This is a genomic window from Belliella alkalica (assembly GCF_022549785.1).
GTDB lineage: Bacteria > Bacteroidota > Bacteroidia > Cytophagales > Cyclobacteriaceae > Belliella > Belliella alkalica.
The window spans coordinates 2501-19959 of sequence record NZ_JAKZGO010000005.1 but is presented as its reverse complement, the minus strand read 5'-3'; the positions used below and the strand labels follow the sequence as shown (position 1 = coordinate 19959).

Genomic DNA, 17459 nt, shown 5'->3' with positions numbered 1-17459 from the left:
TGCTAAAAACCTCAATTAGCCGTACTTTTGCAATCCAAACGTAAAAGCATAATGGAAAAACCTGTAATAATTTTAGGAGCAAAAGGGATAGCGCACCCTGCATTGGAAATTTTCAATAGCAATAAAGTGGTTGTCTATGGGTTTTTGGATGAGGATGAAAAATTGCATGGTCAAGAAATCAATGTAGTTCCTATATTGGGAAATCCTGAGGATGAAGGCTTCTTGAAGTTGATTGGGAAAAAGTGTGAAGCATTTGTAGCAGTTGATGACAATAAATACAGACAGTTTTTGGTTAAAATGCTCAATGATAACCGAAAAGTCCAGCCAGTGAATGCCATACACAACACTGCGTATATATCTACAGATGCGGCCATAGGTCATGGTAATTTCTTCAATGCGAAAGTAAATGTCGGGACAGGTGCTACTATTGGCAGTCACTGTATTTTGCATTCTGGAGCGATTGTGGATCATGGTTCTAAACTAGCTGATTTCGTCCAACTTGGAGCTGGAGCAATCCTTAACTCCAACGTGACTGTTGAGGAAGGGGCATTCATAGGTTCTGGAGTAGTGGTAGTATCTGGGATTACTATTGGGAAAAATGCAAGAATCGGAGCAGGTTCGGTAGTGATTTCTGATGTGAAAGCAAATGATACAGTATTTGGAAATCCAGCTGCACCTATCAAAAAGTGAGTTTGAGTAATTTGAAGAGGCTTTGATCGAACAAGTTAATATTTGGGATGACAAGCGATAAATGTTAAACGTTAATCATTAAAATCCCAAAAAAACAATTTAGTCATTACGTGTTTTGATTATTGATGACAAGATCAAATTACCTTTAATACAAGTATTCCCTTTCTTGCCAGTAGCCAAACAATATAATTTATTACCAATCAATACGTGTACTGATAACAAATCGACTGATAACGAAAAACGATCACCCGAATGATTCTATGTGAAAATTCACTAACAGCTGTCATTTCGGATAATCATAATAATTAATTTCTTACTTAAAAACCAAAACACCTTGTCGGAAACAAGGCTCTAGTTATGGAAAACAAAGACTATAGTATTTTGCTTTATTACTGCTATGCTGATATCGAGGATACAGAAGCATACAGAGAAGAACATCATTTGTTCTGTATTGAAAACAATATCCGAGGAAGGATAATTATTTCTTCCGAAGGCTTGAATGGAACTGTCTCAGGGCTCAAGGAAGACTGCAAAAAGTACATGGATTACATTCACAGTGATGCCCGATTTGCCAAAACTGAGTTTAAGGTAGAGGATCATGATAATCATGCATTTACCAAAATTCATGTGAGGGTAAAGCCTGAGATAGTTCACAGTAGCTTGAGGCATATTGATCCGAAAGTGAAAACAGGGAAACATCTGGCACCTGAGGAATTCAAAGCTTTAAAAGATCAAGAAGATGTGGTCATTTTGGATGTAAGGTCTAATTACGAACATGAACTTGGTAGATTCAAGAATGCCATTACACTGGATATTGATAATTTCAGGGATTTCCCGGAAAAAGTCAAAGAGTTGGAACATCTCAAAGGAAAGAAAGTCTTGACCTATTGTACAGGAGGGATCAAATGTGAAAAAGCTTCAGCCTTTTTGCTGGATCAAGGTTTTGAAGATGTATATCAACTTCATGGAGGGATCATCAAGTACGGGATGGAAGCTGGAGGTGAAGATTTTGAGGGGAAATGTTACGTCTTTGATAACAGAATAGCTGTAGATATAAACAAGGTAAATCCTACTGTTGTATCAGAGTGTCATGTTTGCGGCGAGAAGTGTGATCGAATGGTGAACTGTGCCAATCCAAAATGCAATGAGCATTTGCCGATCTGTGAAAAATGCGGTTGGGAGCTAGACGGGGCTTGCTCTACCGAATGTAAGGAGCATCCAGAGAAGCGTCCTTATGATGGGACTGGATATTATCAAAAAAACACCAATGGATACAATCCTTACAAAGGACTAATTCGTAAAGATAAAAAGGATAAAACTAAATTAGAGATACATGACTAAGCGCATTCCTGAATCTGAATTGATCATCAATGCCGATGGGAGTATATATCACCTTAATTTGAAGCCAGAACATCTGGCTTCAACTGTTATAGCTGTAGGTGACCCAGATCGGGTAGAGAAAGTTTCCCAATATTTTGACCAAGTAGAGTTCAAAACCTCCAAAAGAGAGTTTGTAACCCATACTGGTACTTATAAAGGCAAAAGGATTACGGCTATTAGTACAGGAATGGGTACTGACAACATTGAGATATTCATGACAGAACTTGATGCGCTGGTGAATGTTGACTTGAAAACCCGATTTCCTAAAGAAAAGCACACAAGCCTTGATATTATCAGAGTCGGGACATCAGGAAGTATGCAAAGTGATATCCTGGCAGGTTCACTTTTAGCCTCTGCCTATGGAATTGGTTTAGATACTTTGATGGCTTTTTATAATGCTGAGTATTCTGATTTGGAGAAAAAAGTGGCACAAACTGTTCAAAAGACTTTGAATTTACCATTTGTTCCTTATTGTATTGAAGGTTCAAAAGTGCTATTGGAAAAGATTGGAGCAGAATTGATCAAAGGTAATACAGCAACTTGCCCAGGGTTTTTTGGACCACAGGGAAGAGAAGTTAGAGTGAAGCCAGCTATTCCCGATATTATTGAAAAATTATCATCGATTGATTTGGAAGGTTTCAAGATCACCAACTTCGAAATGGAAACCTCAGGTTATTATGCAATGGGAAGATTGCTTGGTCATGAAGTGTTAAGCCTCAATGCCATTGTGGCAAACAGGATTACACATGAGTTTGCTTCAAACTCTTATGATATTGTAGATGATTTGATTAGGCATACATTAAATAAGATAGCTGGTCATTGATTGGCTATCTTAAATTAACAATGTTTTGTGGATATTCGATTTTTCACCAGTATTCAAGCTGGGTGATATATTTTAACTTAACTGATCCTAAGCAAAACAATCGGTTAGTAACTATTATCAGCATGATTTTTATTGGAGGATTCAATTACTGCCTCCTTTTTGAACAATTACTAAATGTTTTTTTTGCTGAAATGCAATACTAGAAGTTTACTGCAAAATGATAAAAGTTAAAATCATAATTATTAAGCTAGCATTCTTGATGAGAAGATCTCGCTACTGATTTTAAATTGATCCCAATCTTTATACTCAATACTTTTTATAAGGTTTATCAATTTTTCAGCACACTCTTGTTTGCAAATGTAAATCCCAAATATCTCTTCTTTTTTGTTTATCAAAAAAATTCTATTACTTCCAAAAACACTGCAAAGACTTTTCCATTTGGAAATAATCAATAACTCATCTTTATTTTTCACAGTTTGAACAACCTTGAAAGTTCCAAAAGCACATGTGATTTCCATAACAATTTAATTAAGTACTCTTCAAAGGTAGATTTAAATTCACCTCGTTTCAATACGTAATAACACCTATATTTTGTTTTTTGAATCGTAAAAAATGCTCTATAGTATCATTGTGTATTATTTCATAAGTAGGGAATATGCTTGTTTAGAATATGATACCTTTGTTGTTTTGAGCCCAGATCAATAGTGAGTTGTGTTTTTTGTCTAGATTCAATTTGTATATGATATTACTTCTATGTTTGTCGACAGTTCTCTCGGCTATAAAAAGTTTATTGGCAATTTCTTTTGATGATAGACCATCCGCAATAAGTTTCAATATCTTAACCTCGGAAGGTGTAAGTTTTTCATTCATTTTTGAATCTAATTGGTTACGCTCTTCTGGAAAAAGTTTTCCACTAAAATAGTCTTCTCCTTTGTTTATTTTATTTATACAATTGATTAGTTCTTCGATTGCGAAGTCCTTTAATAAGTATCCTGAAATGTTTAGAGTTTTGGCTTGTTGATAAATGTAGATTTCTTTGTGAAGGGTAAGCAGAATGATTTTTGATTGAATTTTACGTAATTTACATTCAGCTGCTACCTCTAAGCCTGTCATTTCTGGCATTTCCAAATCTAAGATAGCTATTGAGGGCTTGTGTTTTTCAATTAGTTCTAAAGCACTTCTCCCATTATTTGCTTGGGCTATGATGTTGAAATTGTTTTCCTCCAAAAAGTCCCTAAGTCCTTTTAGGAGTAAAGGATGATCATCTGCAATAATTAAATCAATTTTCATTTTATGTAAATATTAAAAAAGTGAAGGTTGTTCCTTTATTTAACTCAGACTCTACTTTCATAGTACCTCCCAAGGTAGCTGTTCTTTCTTTAAGAGTTTTCAAACCTAGACTTTTAAAATCATTAAATTTTTCCGAAAAGTCGAAACCAATTCCATTATCTTGAATTGATAAAGAGATTTTTCGGTTGGATTTAAACATTGATACCTTCACAGCCGACGATTGAGCGTGCTTTATAATGTTGTTAAATGATTCTTGAACTATGCGATAAACATGAAGTTGTTGATCTTTATCAAGTAGATCATCAATATCGTCTAATTCAGATGAGACAAATATATCTGTTTCCGAATCGATTTGATCTAATAAGTTTTGAATAGCTCCAGTCACTCCAAGTTCTTCCAATTGGAAAGGGTGCAGGGATCTTGAGATCCCTCTTAGTTCTTCAATGGCATGGTTGAGCAGTTCGGATGTGGCAGTGTCACGGTTCAATACCACTTTGTTTTTTATCAATAGGAGGCTTTGTCCAAGTCCATCATGAAGATCCTTAGATATTCTTTTGCGTTCGATTTCCTGACTTAGGAGCAAGTCTTGGCTGAATTTTTCTTGCAATTTTTTTGCCTTATTGGCATCTCTCAGATTCTTAATCAAAAACCATAATAACATAATGGTCATGATAAAAATGGATATTGTGATGATATATCTAGTTTTTGTACGATTTTTTTCATTGATATCTGAGATTTCTTGGGTCTTTAAGAGTAGATCCCTTTCTTTTTTCTCAGTTTCATAGAGAGTTTGATAATAACTAAATGTATTGGCTTGGTTTGACTGAAATATAGAGTCTTTGAAGTTTTGATATTTTGAAAGAGCCATGAAAGCATTCTTATAATCCCCACGTTTTTCTGAAATTCTAGATTCTATCAAATATGCATCTATAATTTGATCCATATTGGCTGCAGATACTGCCATCTCCCTATATTCTCTAATTAGTTGGGAGGCTTGGTCTATTTCTTTTTGACTTTCCAAAATTAAAACTCTTGACTTTAAATAGGGCAGTTTTATAAAGCTTGAACCTTGCAGTTCTTCTTCAATGATTGATTTTGCTTCTAAAAAATATTTGTTCTGCATTTTAAAATCTTCTTTTTGTGAAAAGAAATTTGACAATGAGAGGCCAATAATTGCCCTTATCTCAGGGTCTATTGTGGGATCATTATTTATTTTGTCAAACACTTTAGTTAGAGTGATAGAATGCTCTTCTAGCTTGTTTTGCTTTAGATAATCCCGTGACTGATTATACATCGTGACGGCCCATTCATAAGTTTTGTCTTGCTGAAGATAGGATTTTGCGAGGTCAAGTCTGATTTTTTCGGCCTCTTCAAAAATATTGTACTTGCTATATAATACAGCCATACCATTGTTGACAAATTCTACATAGTCACTATCATGCAAGTTTTCATAGTACAATCTTGCTTTTTGATAGTCAGTCATTGCACCTATCAGTTCACCTTTATAATCTCTTGCCTGTGCTCGAAAGAATAGCGCGTCAGCTATGAAAATTGAGTCGTTCTCGGAAAATTCCTGCTCGGCATTTGAGTATTGTTCAATTGCTTCCGAAAAGTCCGTTTTATCATAATAGGCTGCCGCAAGTTTTAGAAAAACATTTCCTTTAATTCGGGTGTCGTTGATTTTATCTACGTGTTTTTTTGCCTTCAGCATAAGCACTAGGGCTTCCTCCTCATTGCCAGACTCCAATCTGTAAATCTCAAAGAGTTCATTTGACCATTTGCCTAACTCCATGAAATTCTCTGTTTGCTCAGCGAAATAGATGCCTAACTTGTAATACGAAATGACTAGCTGACGGTCATATTTTCTATCAAATAGCGGGATGAGCTTATTTAATATTTGAAATTTTTCTTGGGGGTTTTGCTCTTTCTCTAAAACGATCATGAGTGAATCAACTGTTTGATTCTGAGCGTTTATTGTGTGAGATCTGAGTAAGATTACACAAATTATGCAGATTTGGTAGAATTTCAAATGTAGGTGATAGGTAGGCATGGGGACTAAAGTGCTGATTATTAGATTCAAAAATAACACTTTGTTTACCTAAAATATCACTTTTTGTCTAATCTTTTGGTAGAAAATAGATCAAATGACCATTTGTGAATACGCATTAATTTATTGATAAATACAGAGTGTGTTACGATTTTTTTATATTATTACACCAGCGCTTAAAATTCCTTAAATGAATCAGTCCGCTACTTTGATTGAAAATCCTCGTCATTGGTCTGATAAAATTCAAACTGATTTACATAAACAGAGTTCTCGTTTCTCCATTCCTGGATTCTATCTTTGAGGAAAAGTTGTCCATACTTTCATTAAAATCCAATAGCAAATAATCCCAAACTTAATGCCCATCTTCACCGACCAACTCAAAAGAAAAGTAACTATCTCCGAAAGTCCGAAGAGAATTATTTCATTGGTTCCTTCACAGACTGAGCTTTTGGTGGATCTTGGTTTAGGGGATAGGATAGTAGGGGTAACCAAGTTTTGTGTTCATCCTGAAGGATTCAAAGAGAAAAAGCAAATCATTGGGGGAACAAAGAATTTTCATTTTGATAAAATTGATCAGCTCAAGCCTGACTTGATTATTGGCAACAAGGAAGAGAATTATCAGGAGGGAATAGAGAAGCTTGCGGAAAAGTATCCGGTTTGGATGAGTGATATCTTCGATCTAAGCGATGCAATGGAGATGATGCTTGGGATTGGGGAAATCACAGGAAGGTCTGAAGCAGCACAGCAATTGGTTGATATGATTCAAAAGGATATGGATTATGTTCCCAAGAAAAAGGGGACATCAGTATACCTAATTTGGAAAGATCCAATCATGGTAGCAGGTAAGAATACTTTTATAGACGATATGCTTGATCGAGCAGGTTACGAGAATTTGGTAAGTGCAAGCAGATATCCAGAGCTTTCGTTGAAAGAACTCACCGAAATGAACGCGGATTTTTTGCTTCTAAGTTCAGAACCATACCCATTCAAGCAAAAACATCTGGATGAATTTTCGGCAATCCTGCCAGATTCTACCATCCAGTTGGTTGACGGAGAGATTTTTAGCTGGTATGGGAGTAGGTTGAAATATTTCAAAAATTATATATCTAAAATATAATGTGACCTGATTATTGTTCTATCATTTCCAAGAGGTCTTTAGCAGGATTGAGCATTACTTATTTCGGTTTTAATAACGAGAATAAGTTATATTTAAAGACCTCTTTGGTAGGGTAAAGTATTTTTGATTAGCCATTTTGAATTTTGCTTTTTGATATTGAATTAATATAAACTATCTTAATCGGTCAGAGGTTTTTCTTTCAACTTTTGAAAGCTTATTGAATATGAGATACTTTAATTATTTACTTATTCTCCTTTTGTTTGCTTGTGGAAAACCTGTTCAACAAATAGTGCAACAGATCCATGTCAACTCTATGCTTCCACCTCTTGATAGAGGGGAGATTATTTTGGTCAATTTACCAGCAGGTTTTTCCCAAAAGGATTATAGGACATTTCTGGAAACCCTTCCTCAAGAATTGAAAAGCTATGGCTTTAGAGAGGTTTGGGACACTGATTATCACGAAATCGAATTAAAATCAGTAGGGATAAGTGATTTTACAACTGAAAGAAATAGAGAAAAGTTGTATGCGGATTTAGGGGTGAGGTATCTACTTGATTTGGAAATTGTAAATAAGAAATATGCTCGATTAAGTAAGCTAGGGGCAACAATGCTTTATAATGAATCCAATCAAAACAGTTCTGTGGTAGGATCCTCATTATGGACTTACCCTGATTATTGGATTCATACGAACTACATACTTTATGATCTTGCTGAAAAAGATGTTTTGGTCGAACTAGATGTTCGGACTACTCATTTGGACAATAATACAGTTTATCCCAAATCAATTAAAAAAGATATTCAAACACTCTTCATGTATATTTATTCAGAAGGATTGTAAAGATTTGACATGACCGATTCCGAACAGTATACTGAAAATAGATGTCCATATTCGGTCAAAAATTAAAAAAGTAAGATTTGTTCGATTTAAATATTGGTAATGTTATCACCAGATATTAACTTTCAAGTCCTTTTAAAACAGATTTTAGGCTAAATAAAATTTATTCTTTCCGCTCAAACAATTTATCGAGTATGGTTATTGTATCTAAAGCAATCACAAATTAATTATTAACTATATATTATATGAGAAAATCCGCTTTGTTATCACTTTTCGGTGTGTGCTTCGTGTTTTCGGTTTTTGGTCAAAACAAAATCGAATTCAAAGAATTCACATTGGATAATGGGTTGCATGTTATCCTTCATCAGGATAATACAACACCTATTGTAGCTACATCAGTGTTATATCATGTAGGTTCCAAAAATGAAAACCCAGAAAGAACTGGTTTCGCACATTTCTTCGAGCATTTGATGTTTGAAGGCTCTGAAAACATTCCAAGGGGGAAGTTTTTCGAAATCGTAGAGTCTGCTGGAGGTACTCTAAACGCAGGTACTAGCCAAGATTATACAATTTATTACGAAATCCTTCCATCTAATCAATTAGAGCTCTCACTTTATCTAGAGTCTGAAAGAATGCTTCAAGCTAAAGTAGATCAGGTTGGTGTCGATACCCAAAGAGAGGTTATCAAGCAGGAGATGAAAGAGGTAATGGAAGAGAGGCCATATGGTTCTTTTCAAAAAGAAATTCCAGTTAGATTATATCCAAACCATCCCTACAAATCCCCAATCATTGGTTCCGCTGAACATTTGGAAGCGTCCAAACTGGAGGAATTCATGGAGTTTTATGCGACTTATTACAAGCCAAACAATGCCACACTTTCTATAGCTGGTGACATTGATTATGCAGAAACTGAGAGATTGGTAAGAGCATATTTCGAAGAAATCCCAAAAGGAACAATCGAACCTTACAGACCTAATATTGAGATTCAGAAGTTAAGCAACGAGATCGAAGATGTAGTGTATGACAACATTCAGTTGCCGGCGATTTTCCAAGGCTACCTAATGCCTAAAAAAGATCATCCTGATACCTATGCTTTGGACTTACTTAGTACTTACTTGTTGTCAGGAAAGAGTTCTTTGATGTACAAAGAATTGGTGGACAAAAGCCAAAAAGCGATTCAAGCAGTTGCTTTCCCAAATGATTTGGAAGACGGGGGTATGTTTCTTGTACTTGCTATCGCAAATATGGGAGTAGATGTGGATGATTTGAATGTCGCTATCGACGAAGTGTTGGATCAAGTCAAAACCAACGGTATCGATAAAAACGACTTGCAGAAATTGATAAATATCAAAGAAAATCAAATTATCAATGGCTTTGGATCTGTAGCAAACATTTCACAGTCATTAGCTCAAGGTCACGTGTTTTATGGCAATGCCGATTATGTCAATACCCAACTGGATTTATTCAGAAAAGTAACAGCGGAGGATGTCAAAAGAGTTGCTCAAAAGTATCTTGATAAAGACAGCAGAGTAGTGTTGAAATATCTTCCTAAACCAACAGATACAACTGAATAAGTTCAAAACTTAATTGTGATAAACATGAAAAAACTATTTATATATTTTATTTTCTCCATTTTTTCTACTGTTGCAATAGCTCAGATAGATAGATCGAAACTTCCCGAACCAGGTCCGGCACCAGAAATTCGATTTGGAGACGCAGAATCATTTACTTTGAAAAATGGACTTAAGGTTTTTGTTATTCAAAACAACAAACTTCCAAGAGTGACTTATTCATTGATCTTGGACAGAGATCCAATTCTTGAAGGTGATAAAGCCGGAATGTTGGGTTTTGTAGGTGAGATGATGACTGCAGGTACTAAAAACAGATCAAAAGATAAGTTCAATGAGGAAATCGATTTTCTTGGAGCTAGGATTTCTGCTTCTTCCACTTCTTTGACAGCCTCGACTTTGACCAAACATCAGGAGAAAGTTTTGGAATTGATGGCAGATGTGCTTTACAATCCATTATTCCCTGAAGATGAACTAGCAAAATTGAAAACTCAGTCTAAATCAGGTTTGGCTTTGGCTAAAAATGATCCTAGTAGTATTTCAAGTGTGTTGTCTGGAAAATTAGTCTATGGCTCTACTCATCCTTATGGAGAAACTGAGACAGAAGCTACAATTGAAAATATTACGGTAGAAGATATTAAAAGCTACTACAATACGTTCTTCAAACCAAATATTGCTTATTTGGCAATTGTGGGAGATGTAAGTTTATCAGAAGCAAAAAAAATGGTGGAGAAGCACTTTTCCTCGTGGAAAAAAGCAGATGTGCCTACTTTTAAGTATGCCATTCCTGAAGCACCATCTGAAAATGTAGTTGCTCTGGTAGATAGATCCGCATCTCAACAATCAGTAATTAGTATTACTTACCCAGTACAAAACCATTTGCCAAGTGAAGATTTTTTGGCTAGTAGAGTTTTAGGACAAGTACTTGGAGGTGGAGGTTCTGGAAGATTATTCATGAACCTACGTGAAGACAAAGGTTTCACTTATGGGGCGTACGCAGGAATAGGCTCTGATAGACTTGTTGCAAGTTTCTCTGCTGATGCAAGTGTGAGGGGGTCAGCTACTGATTCAGCGGTATATGAAATCATTTACGAAATCAGAAACATGAGAGATAATGGTATCACGCAAGCTGAATTGGATGCGGCAAAATCAAACATTAGTGGCTCTTTCGGAAGGTCTTTAGAAAGTCCAAGTACGGTAGCAAATTTTGCAATCAATACGGAACGTTATGGATTGCCAAAAGATTTTTATGCAACATACCTACAGCGCTTGAATGCCCTTACGGTAGAGGATGTCAATGCCGCTGCCAAAAAATTCTTACAGCCAGATAATATGTACATCACTGTGGTAGGAAATGGAGCACAAGTGAAGGAAAGCTTGATGGCATTTGGTGAAGTAAAAATGTTTACAAATATGGGAGAGCCTGAGAGATTGGTTGCAATGGATGCGAATGTCACTGCTGATGGTGTGATTAATAATTACCTTACATCAATTGGCGGAGTAGATAATGTAAAAGCTATTAAAACTTCTATTGTCAAATCTTCGGCTGAAATTCAAGGGATGAAACTTGATTTTGACTACTATTATGACGAGCAAAACCAAGCTTTTTCCAATAAAGTAAGTATGGGTGGCAATGTTATGTCTAATACACTCTTAAAAGAAGGAAAAGGAGTGGTGCAGGCAAATGGTGGATCGCAAACTCTAACGGACGAACAGTTTGAAGCAGCAAAAATGAGTATGTTTATTTTTCCAGAGTTGCATTTTGAATCATTGGGATATACATTGGATGTAGATGGTATCAAAGACGTAGACGGGGAAGATGCTTACAAGGTCCTTGTTTCTAACCCAATGGGCTCTACCACTATCAATTATTATAGTGTAGAAACAGGTTTAAAAATAAAGTCAGAAAGTGAAGAAACTGGAGAAGTGTTTTACACAGATTACAAAGCTGTGGATGGAGTGATGTATCCAATGAAAATGATCATTAAATCCCCAATGATTCCTGTTCCTTTAGATGCAATTGTAAGTGAGGTTATGTTTAACAGCAAAATTGACGCCTCTGAATTTAATTGATAATATTTAGCTAGGCTGCTTTTAGCCTAGCTTTTTTTTACATTTTAACCACAGCAAAATCAAAAAATATGAAATTTAAATTACTTATAATTCCAGTTTTGGCCTTAGGGATTTACCAGGGCTCAGTTGCCAGTTCCCTTGTTTCTTTTAAATATGAGAATACTGAATTCTTAGCTTTAGAAAACGATCCGCAGACTGTCATTGCAAATTATATCAATGCAATAGGTGGACAAGAAAATGTAGATAAAATCAGAAATGTATACATGATGGCTGAAGCAGACTTTCAAGGTGCGAAAATCGAAATGCTAACCATATCTGATTCAGAAAATGTTAGAATGAAGCAGCAGGTGTCAGCTATGGGGAATGTGCAGCAAAAAACTATCTTGGTAGATGGTAAGTGTACGATGACTGTTATGGGACAAGAACAACCTGTTCCAGAAGAAATGATCAGTTCTTTAGTGCTTCAAGTATATATTTTTCCTGAAACAAGATATGAAGAGTTGGGTATAGAACTTGAATTAAGGGGGACTGAAGAAGTCAATGGTGAAGAAGCTCATGTTTTAGTAGTGAATTTGCCGAATGGCATGAAGACACTGGAGTATTTCAGCGTTAAATCTGGCTTGAAACTAAAAACAAGTTCTGATGCAGCGGGAGATATTACATACACAGATTATCAAGAAATCGAAGGTGTATTGATTCCTCAAACCGCTACTATTCAGAGCCCAATGCTTCCTTTTGCACTCGAAACTAAATTCACCACCATCGAATTCAATCGAGAATTGACTGACGAAGATTTTAAATAAAAAGTGTTATGATTTTCCGCAATGACACTAGTAGGTAAATATTTTACATATTTCTATGCGAAATAATTGATACTGTCTGAAGTCATCAATCTACAGCTGATTGAATTGTACTCCATACAATATTATAAATGGCTACAGGAAAGAAAGTGGATTATTATAAACAACATAAAATAAAGGGGAGGTTTGCAGAAACCTCCTCTTTTTTGTTTCAGCGACCTTTCCCAACCCAAAATTCGGTCAGCTTATTGGTTTCTTTTATTTTTGAAGTGAGTTTGGGATATACATTGAGCTTTTCGGATTCAAGCTGTACATCAATTTTTCTTCCATATCTTTCTACTACTAAAAGAAGTCCCTTTTCTGGATTTTCAAGTGACATGGTCATGTCGCTCGTCCCAATCTGCAGTATCCTGTCTTCAAGCATTAGTTTCTGGTATGCATCGCTTATTGGATGAATTAGCTTTACTTTGCCTTCCACCATTTTTATCCCAAAATCATGGAGTAAAGGGTCGTTTTTATCAAAGGTCTCTGTTATTTCAACTCCAAATTCCATCAAAAGTGCTTTGAGCAGTGGGAGCAAATCTTCAGTACCGAAAACAAACTGATTGAAGAAGTTTTTGAATTTCATTTCATTGTCAAGTTTGTTGCTGACCAGTCTTTCAAAATCTGCTAATTCATATCCAATCCCTGTTTTCCCATACTCCAGCCACATTTCTCTCATAACATATGACAAGGAAGAGCCGTTTTTGATCAGCATTAAATCCAAACAAAGTGAAATCAATGCCCCACGGTTATAAATACTTACTTTCTTATCTGGAATGCCAATTTTGTATCCGTCCAGCCACAAATCCAGACTAGATGCTACAATACTTTGATTTTGCCAACCAAAACTGTTAAACTCTTTTTGCAGAAGTTTGTCGAGAATTTCACCACAATATTCCTCCAAGCTAAAGTATCCAGACTGCATCAAAACCAAGTCTCCCATATATGTGGTTACTCCCTCAAGCACAATGCCCGAATCCAGATAGACTTCTTTTGCCAAGTTGTAAGGTGTTAGGCCTTTTGGACGGATCCTACAGACATTCCAAAAGTGATACAATTCATGCGAGCTTACTCCAATCAATTCTTTCATTTGACTTTCCTCTCCCAATGTCAATGCTGGCCCAAAAGTGATAACCGTTGAAAATTGATGCTCCACCCCATGATAATGCCAATAGGGCAAAAGTTGAAAAATGAAATGATAATCTTCAGCAGGGAAATCACCAAATGCTTCTATTTGTATTTTTGTGAATGATTTGAACACGCTGATCAAGCGGTCCACATCAAAATGTATTTCACCATTGAACCAAAGATGGAAATTGGAACTTAGGGTTTTGTAAGAAAAATGTGTTAAATCTTTACTTCCTAAAAATGGACTGTCTATTAGATGCTGGTATGATTCTGCTTTCCATTTTTTTTCTGAATGGAAAAAAAGTGGCGTAGCAATCTTATAATCTTGTGGCAGATCTATTTCCAAAATGATCTCTTCTGACTCACGACCGGAGACTTCAAAAATAAAATTTGTAAAATTCAAGTATAGCTGCCTATCGTCTGACCAACTCCCTCCTGCATCCATTTGAGAAGCGTGAAATTCATAAGTAATCTCATAAATGCCATTTTCACTTGCTATAAACTGCCAAAGATCTTTGGTGATTTTAGAAAAATGGATTTTTTCTCCCTTAAGCACCACTTCAAAAGCACGGATTTTTTGAGAATAATTCGCCAACTCATAGCGACCGGGTCTCCAAGCTGCTAGTTGAAGATGGATATTTTCCGTACTTTTGCACTGAATCTTTAAGGTGATTTGTATGAATTGAGAAGTTTTTGAATTTCGGGATATTGAATATTGCATGTATCTTTGTCAAAAGGATTTAAACAAAAGTAATCGACTGATTTGTAAATAAAAAAAACCTATCTATCTTTGCAGTCCTTTTTAGGGTGAAGCTTAGAAGGAAGTCATAGGAAAGCACAAAAAATATTAAATCATAGCGTCATGAAAAGAACATTTCAGCCTTCTCGTAGAAAAAGAAGAAATAAGCACGGATTCAGAGAGAGAATGTCTACTGCAAACGGTAGAAGAGTAATCAGATCAAGAAGAGCAAAAGGTAGACACAAGCTTACAGTTTCTTCTGAAAAAACACTTAAGAAATAATTCTCAGCATTGATTTCGTATGTTGAGTACGTAAATAAAAATGCAATGAATTACACACTTTCCAAGAATGAACGATTACATTCTAAAAAGTCAATAAAGGAACTTTTTGATAAAGGTTCCTCTTTTTTTTTATACCCCTTCAAAGTCCTCTATTTTGAGAGCCCTCAAAATTCAATTGAAACTAATCAGATACTTTTTTCTGTTTCAAAAAAGAAAATAAAAAAAGCTGTTGACCGAAACCATGTCAAAAGAAGAATCAAGGAAGCTTATAGGCTTAACAAGCACTTGTTGACAGGTAAAAATAAAAGCATAAAAAATATTGCCTTTATTTACGTTTCTTCTGACATTTCTACGTTCAAGAGCATAGAACCTGTTATTCAAAAAATTCTCAAAAAGCTGGATCACCTTTCCAGTGAAAGCTAATTATTTATGATCAATAAATTCAAAAACAAATCATTTATTGGACTTGTCCTTGCCATCTTGATGGGAGGTATCCTTTTTTCTTTCACTTTGAAAAATGACAAGTTATTTACCATAGCCAAAAACCTTGACATTTTTGCCTCATTAGTTCGAGAATTGGACTCATATTATGTTGATGAAATTGACGCAGAGCATTTGGTGACAGTTGGTATCAATGCAATGCTTGAAGAACTTGATCCATATACTGAATATATTCCTGAAGAAAATGCGGATGATTTCAGGTTATTGACTACTGGAGAATATGCTGGCGTTGGCGCTTTGATTGGAAATAGGACAGGGAAAAATATGGTTTTGATGCCATATAAAGGCTTCCCAGCTCAAGAAGCAGGGCTGAGGATTGGGGATGAATTTTTGAAGGTAGATACTGTAGATGTCCGTGAAAAAGAAACAGCAGATATATCTGCCTTGCTAAAGGGACCTGCAAATACATCCATCAACGTTCAAGTCAAGAGGGGAGACGATACCATTTCTGTGGATTTGGTAAGAAAGAAGATTGTCATCAGTAATGTGCCTTACTATGGGAAAGTCGATGATAAGACAGGCTATATAAAACTTACTGATTTTACTACCAACGCAGCATCTGATGTGAGAAAAGCCTTGGTGGATTTGAAATCACAAGGTATCTCTAGGCTGATTCTCGATGTAAGGGATAACCCAGGAGGGATTTTGAAAGAAGCTGTTGAAATAGTAAACCTATTTATACCGAAAGGAAAAGAAGTTGTAAGTACCATTGGAAAGTTAGAAAGTGTGAATGTTGTATATAAAACAACAAAATCACCTTTAGATAAGGATATTCCTTTAGTAGTATTGATAAATGAAAGAAGTGCCTCTGCATCTGAGATTGTAGCGGGTGCATTGCAAGACTATGACAGAGCAATTTTGATCGGTAAAAAAACCTTTGGAAAAGGTCTTGTTCAAACTTCTATTCCGCTTTCTTACAATTCACAAGTAAAAGTGACCACTGCAAAATACTACATTCCAAGCGGAAGATGTATCCAAGCAATAGATTATAGTAAAAAGGATGGTTCAGGTAAAGTAAGCTCAATTCCAGATTCATTGAGAAATGAATTTAAAACGAAAAATGGAAGGCTTGTGCTAGATGGAGCTGGGATCGAACCAGATGCAGAAACAGAATCCACTACTTACGCTCCGATTACTTACAGTCTTGTAGCCAGAAATCATGTTTTCGATTTTGGGAATAAGTTTTTTATAGAAAACAAGGAGATTCCATCCCCTAGAGAGTTTGAAGTTTCAGACCAAGTTTACGATGATTTTGTAGCATGGCTAGAAGGTAAGGAATATGATTATACGACTTATGTAGAAAAATCAATCGATGATTTGGAGAAATATGCAGAGAAGGAAAAATATTATGACGATATCAAAACGCAAATAGAAGCTCTAAAGAAAAAAGTGACTCATAGCAAGGAGCAAGATCTGATCACTTTCAAGTCTGAAATTAAAGATGCTTTGTCAGATGAATTGATTTCAAGATATTATTATCAAGAAGGTGTGATAGAGGCTTCTTTGAAAAGTGATGTGGACATAAAGGAAGCTGTAAAGATTCTTTCTGAGCCTGTCAAAATTTCAAATATCCTTTCTGCTTCAAGTAAGAAAAAGTAATTTATCATTTATGGCTTTGATTCTTTCCATAGAGACAGCAACGCAGGTCTGTTCTGTATCCGCTCATAAAGATGGTTTGCTTTTAGGGGTGAATGAAGTTCATCTGAACAATGTGCACTCCCAAAAACTTATGGGTGTCATTTCTAACCTAATGAATCAGCTAGATTTAGCTAGTAAAGATTTAGATGCAGTAGCTGTCTCTTGTGGCCCTGGTTCTTATACAGGTTTGAGAATTGGAGTGTCAATTGCCAAGGGGTTTTCTTTTGCGCTGGATATTCCTTTGATCGCTGTAGGTACGTTGGAGTCATTGGCAGCCCAAGCAGTTCCCTTATGTTTGAAAGGCGATTTTGTGATCCCGATGATTGATGCGAGGAGGATGGAAGTTTACGCAAGTGTAATTGATTTTGAGGGCAAGGTTGTTAAAACAGCAGAGCCTGTAGTTCTAGAGTCAAATCCTTTTGAAGAGTATCTAAGCAAAGGGAATGTTTATTTCCTTGGAGATGGAATGTCTAAGGCCAAAGAGATCCTAAATCATCCCAATGCTC

16 protein-coding genes (1 of these 16 cut by a window edge) are annotated in these 17459 nt (G+C 35.8%); 12 read left to right on the top strand and 4 right to left on the bottom strand.

Annotation, left to right across the window (positions count from 1 at the left end; genetic code table 11):
* Positions 1–51: 51 nt before the first annotated feature.
* From MM213_RS07315 to MM213_RS07305, 3 genes are all read left to right on the top strand, one after another.
* Positions 52–690: an acetyltransferase gene (locus MM213_RS07315; RefSeq protein WP_241274081.1), complete on the top strand. Its 639-nt coding sequence runs from the start codon at positions 52–54 to the stop codon at positions 688–690.
* A gap of 357 nt (positions 691–1047) precedes the next feature.
* Positions 1048–2031: an oxygen-dependent tRNA uridine(34) hydroxylase TrhO gene (gene trhO, locus MM213_RS07310; protein ID WP_241410909.1), complete on the top strand. Its 984-nt coding sequence runs from the start codon at positions 1048–1050 to the stop codon at positions 2029–2031.
* The gene (locus tag MM213_RS07305) at positions 2024–2893 is read left to right on the top strand and encodes a nucleoside phosphorylase (RefSeq protein ID WP_241410907.1); all 870 of its coding nucleotides are present in this window, start codon (positions 2024–2026) and stop codon (positions 2891–2893) included. The genes trhO and MM213_RS07305 overlap by 8 nt, the downstream gene beginning before the upstream one ends.
* A gap of 242 nt (positions 2894–3135) precedes the next feature.
* Here the strand turns inward: MM213_RS07305 and MM213_RS07300 are convergent, their stop codons facing one another.
* The 3 genes from MM213_RS07300 to MM213_RS07290 all read right to left on the bottom strand — a co-directional run bounded on the left by MM213_RS07300 (position 3136) and on the right by MM213_RS07290 (position 6125).
* Positions 3136–3411, bottom strand: a complete 276-nt coding sequence (locus MM213_RS07300; RefSeq protein ID WP_241410905.1) for a hypothetical protein — start codon at positions 3409–3411, stop codon at positions 3136–3138.
* 145 nt (positions 3412–3556) lie between these two features.
* Complete coding sequence (locus MM213_RS07295; RefSeq protein ID WP_241410903.1) at positions 3557–4183, bottom strand: response regulator; 627 nt, start codon at positions 4181–4183, stop codon at positions 3557–3559.
* A 1-nt stretch (position 4184) separates the two neighbouring features.
* Positions 4185–6125: a sensor histidine kinase gene (locus MM213_RS07290; RefSeq protein WP_241410901.1), complete on the bottom strand. Its 1941-nt coding sequence runs from the start codon at positions 6123–6125 to the stop codon at positions 4185–4187.
* A 460-nt stretch (positions 6126–6585) separates the two neighbouring features.
* Between MM213_RS07290 and MM213_RS07285 the strand changes: the two genes are divergently transcribed.
* The 5 genes from MM213_RS07285 to MM213_RS07265 all read left to right on the top strand — a co-directional run bounded on the left by MM213_RS07285 (position 6586) and on the right by MM213_RS07265 (position 12626).
* Positions 6586–7347, top strand: a complete 762-nt coding sequence (locus MM213_RS07285) for an ABC transporter substrate-binding protein (protein ID WP_241410899.1) — start codon at positions 6586–6588, stop codon at positions 7345–7347.
* A 223-nt stretch (positions 7348–7570) separates the two neighbouring features.
* Positions 7571–8185 (top strand): hypothetical protein, encoded by a 615-nt coding sequence (locus MM213_RS07280; protein WP_241410897.1) that lies wholly within the window; start codon positions 7571–7573, stop codon positions 8183–8185.
* Between the two features lie 242 nt (positions 8186–8427).
* Positions 8428–9756 (top strand): M16 family metallopeptidase, encoded by a 1329-nt coding sequence (locus MM213_RS07275; RefSeq protein WP_241410896.1) that lies wholly within the window; start codon positions 8428–8430, stop codon positions 9754–9756.
* Between the two features lie 24 nt (positions 9757–9780).
* Entirely contained in the window at positions 9781–11823 is a 2043-nt protein-coding gene (locus MM213_RS07270; protein ID WP_241410894.1) for a M16 family metallopeptidase, read from the top strand.
* Positions 11824–11891: 68 nt separating this feature from the next.
* Complete coding sequence (locus tag MM213_RS07265; protein ID WP_241410892.1) at positions 11892–12626, top strand: LolA-like protein; 735 nt, start codon at positions 11892–11894, stop codon at positions 12624–12626.
* Positions 12627–12834: 208 nt separating this feature from the next.
* Here the strand turns inward: MM213_RS07265 and MM213_RS07260 are convergent, their stop codons facing one another.
* Positions 12835–14514 (bottom strand): M61 family metallopeptidase, encoded by a 1680-nt coding sequence (locus tag MM213_RS07260; RefSeq protein ID WP_241410890.1) that lies wholly within the window; start codon positions 14512–14514, stop codon positions 12835–12837.
* 141 nt (positions 14515–14655) lie between these two features.
* On the opposite strand from MM213_RS07260, the gene rpmH reads away from it, so the two are divergent.
* The 4 genes in view from rpmH to tsaB are tightly spaced (at most 45 nt apart) and all read left to right on the top strand, a layout consistent with a single transcriptional unit that may run on beyond the window.
* A complete protein-coding gene (rpmH, locus tag MM213_RS07255) occupies positions 14656–14814 on the top strand; it encodes a 50S ribosomal protein L34 (protein WP_014772384.1) in 159 nt (52 codons plus the stop codon).
* Positions 14815–14859: 45 nt separating this feature from the next.
* The gene (gene rnpA, locus MM213_RS07250; protein ID WP_241410888.1) at positions 14860–15237 is read left to right on the top strand and encodes a ribonuclease P protein component; all 378 of its coding nucleotides are present in this window, start codon (positions 14860–14862) and stop codon (positions 15235–15237) included.
* 6 nt (positions 15238–15243) lie between these two features.
* On the top strand, positions 15244–16914 hold the full coding sequence (locus MM213_RS07245) for a S41 family peptidase (RefSeq protein ID WP_241410886.1): 1671 nt from the start codon (positions 15244–15246) through the stop codon (positions 16912–16914).
* A gap of 10 nt (positions 16915–16924) precedes the next feature.
* A protein-coding gene (tsaB, locus tag MM213_RS07240) for a tRNA (adenosine(37)-N6)-threonylcarbamoyltransferase complex dimerization subunit type 1 TsaB (protein WP_241410884.1) crosses the window boundary here: on the top strand, positions 16925–17459 show its 5' portion. Its footprint extends 155 nt past the window's final position; only the first 535 of its 690 coding nucleotides appear in the window; its start codon is at positions 16925–16927; the stop codon falls past the right edge of the window.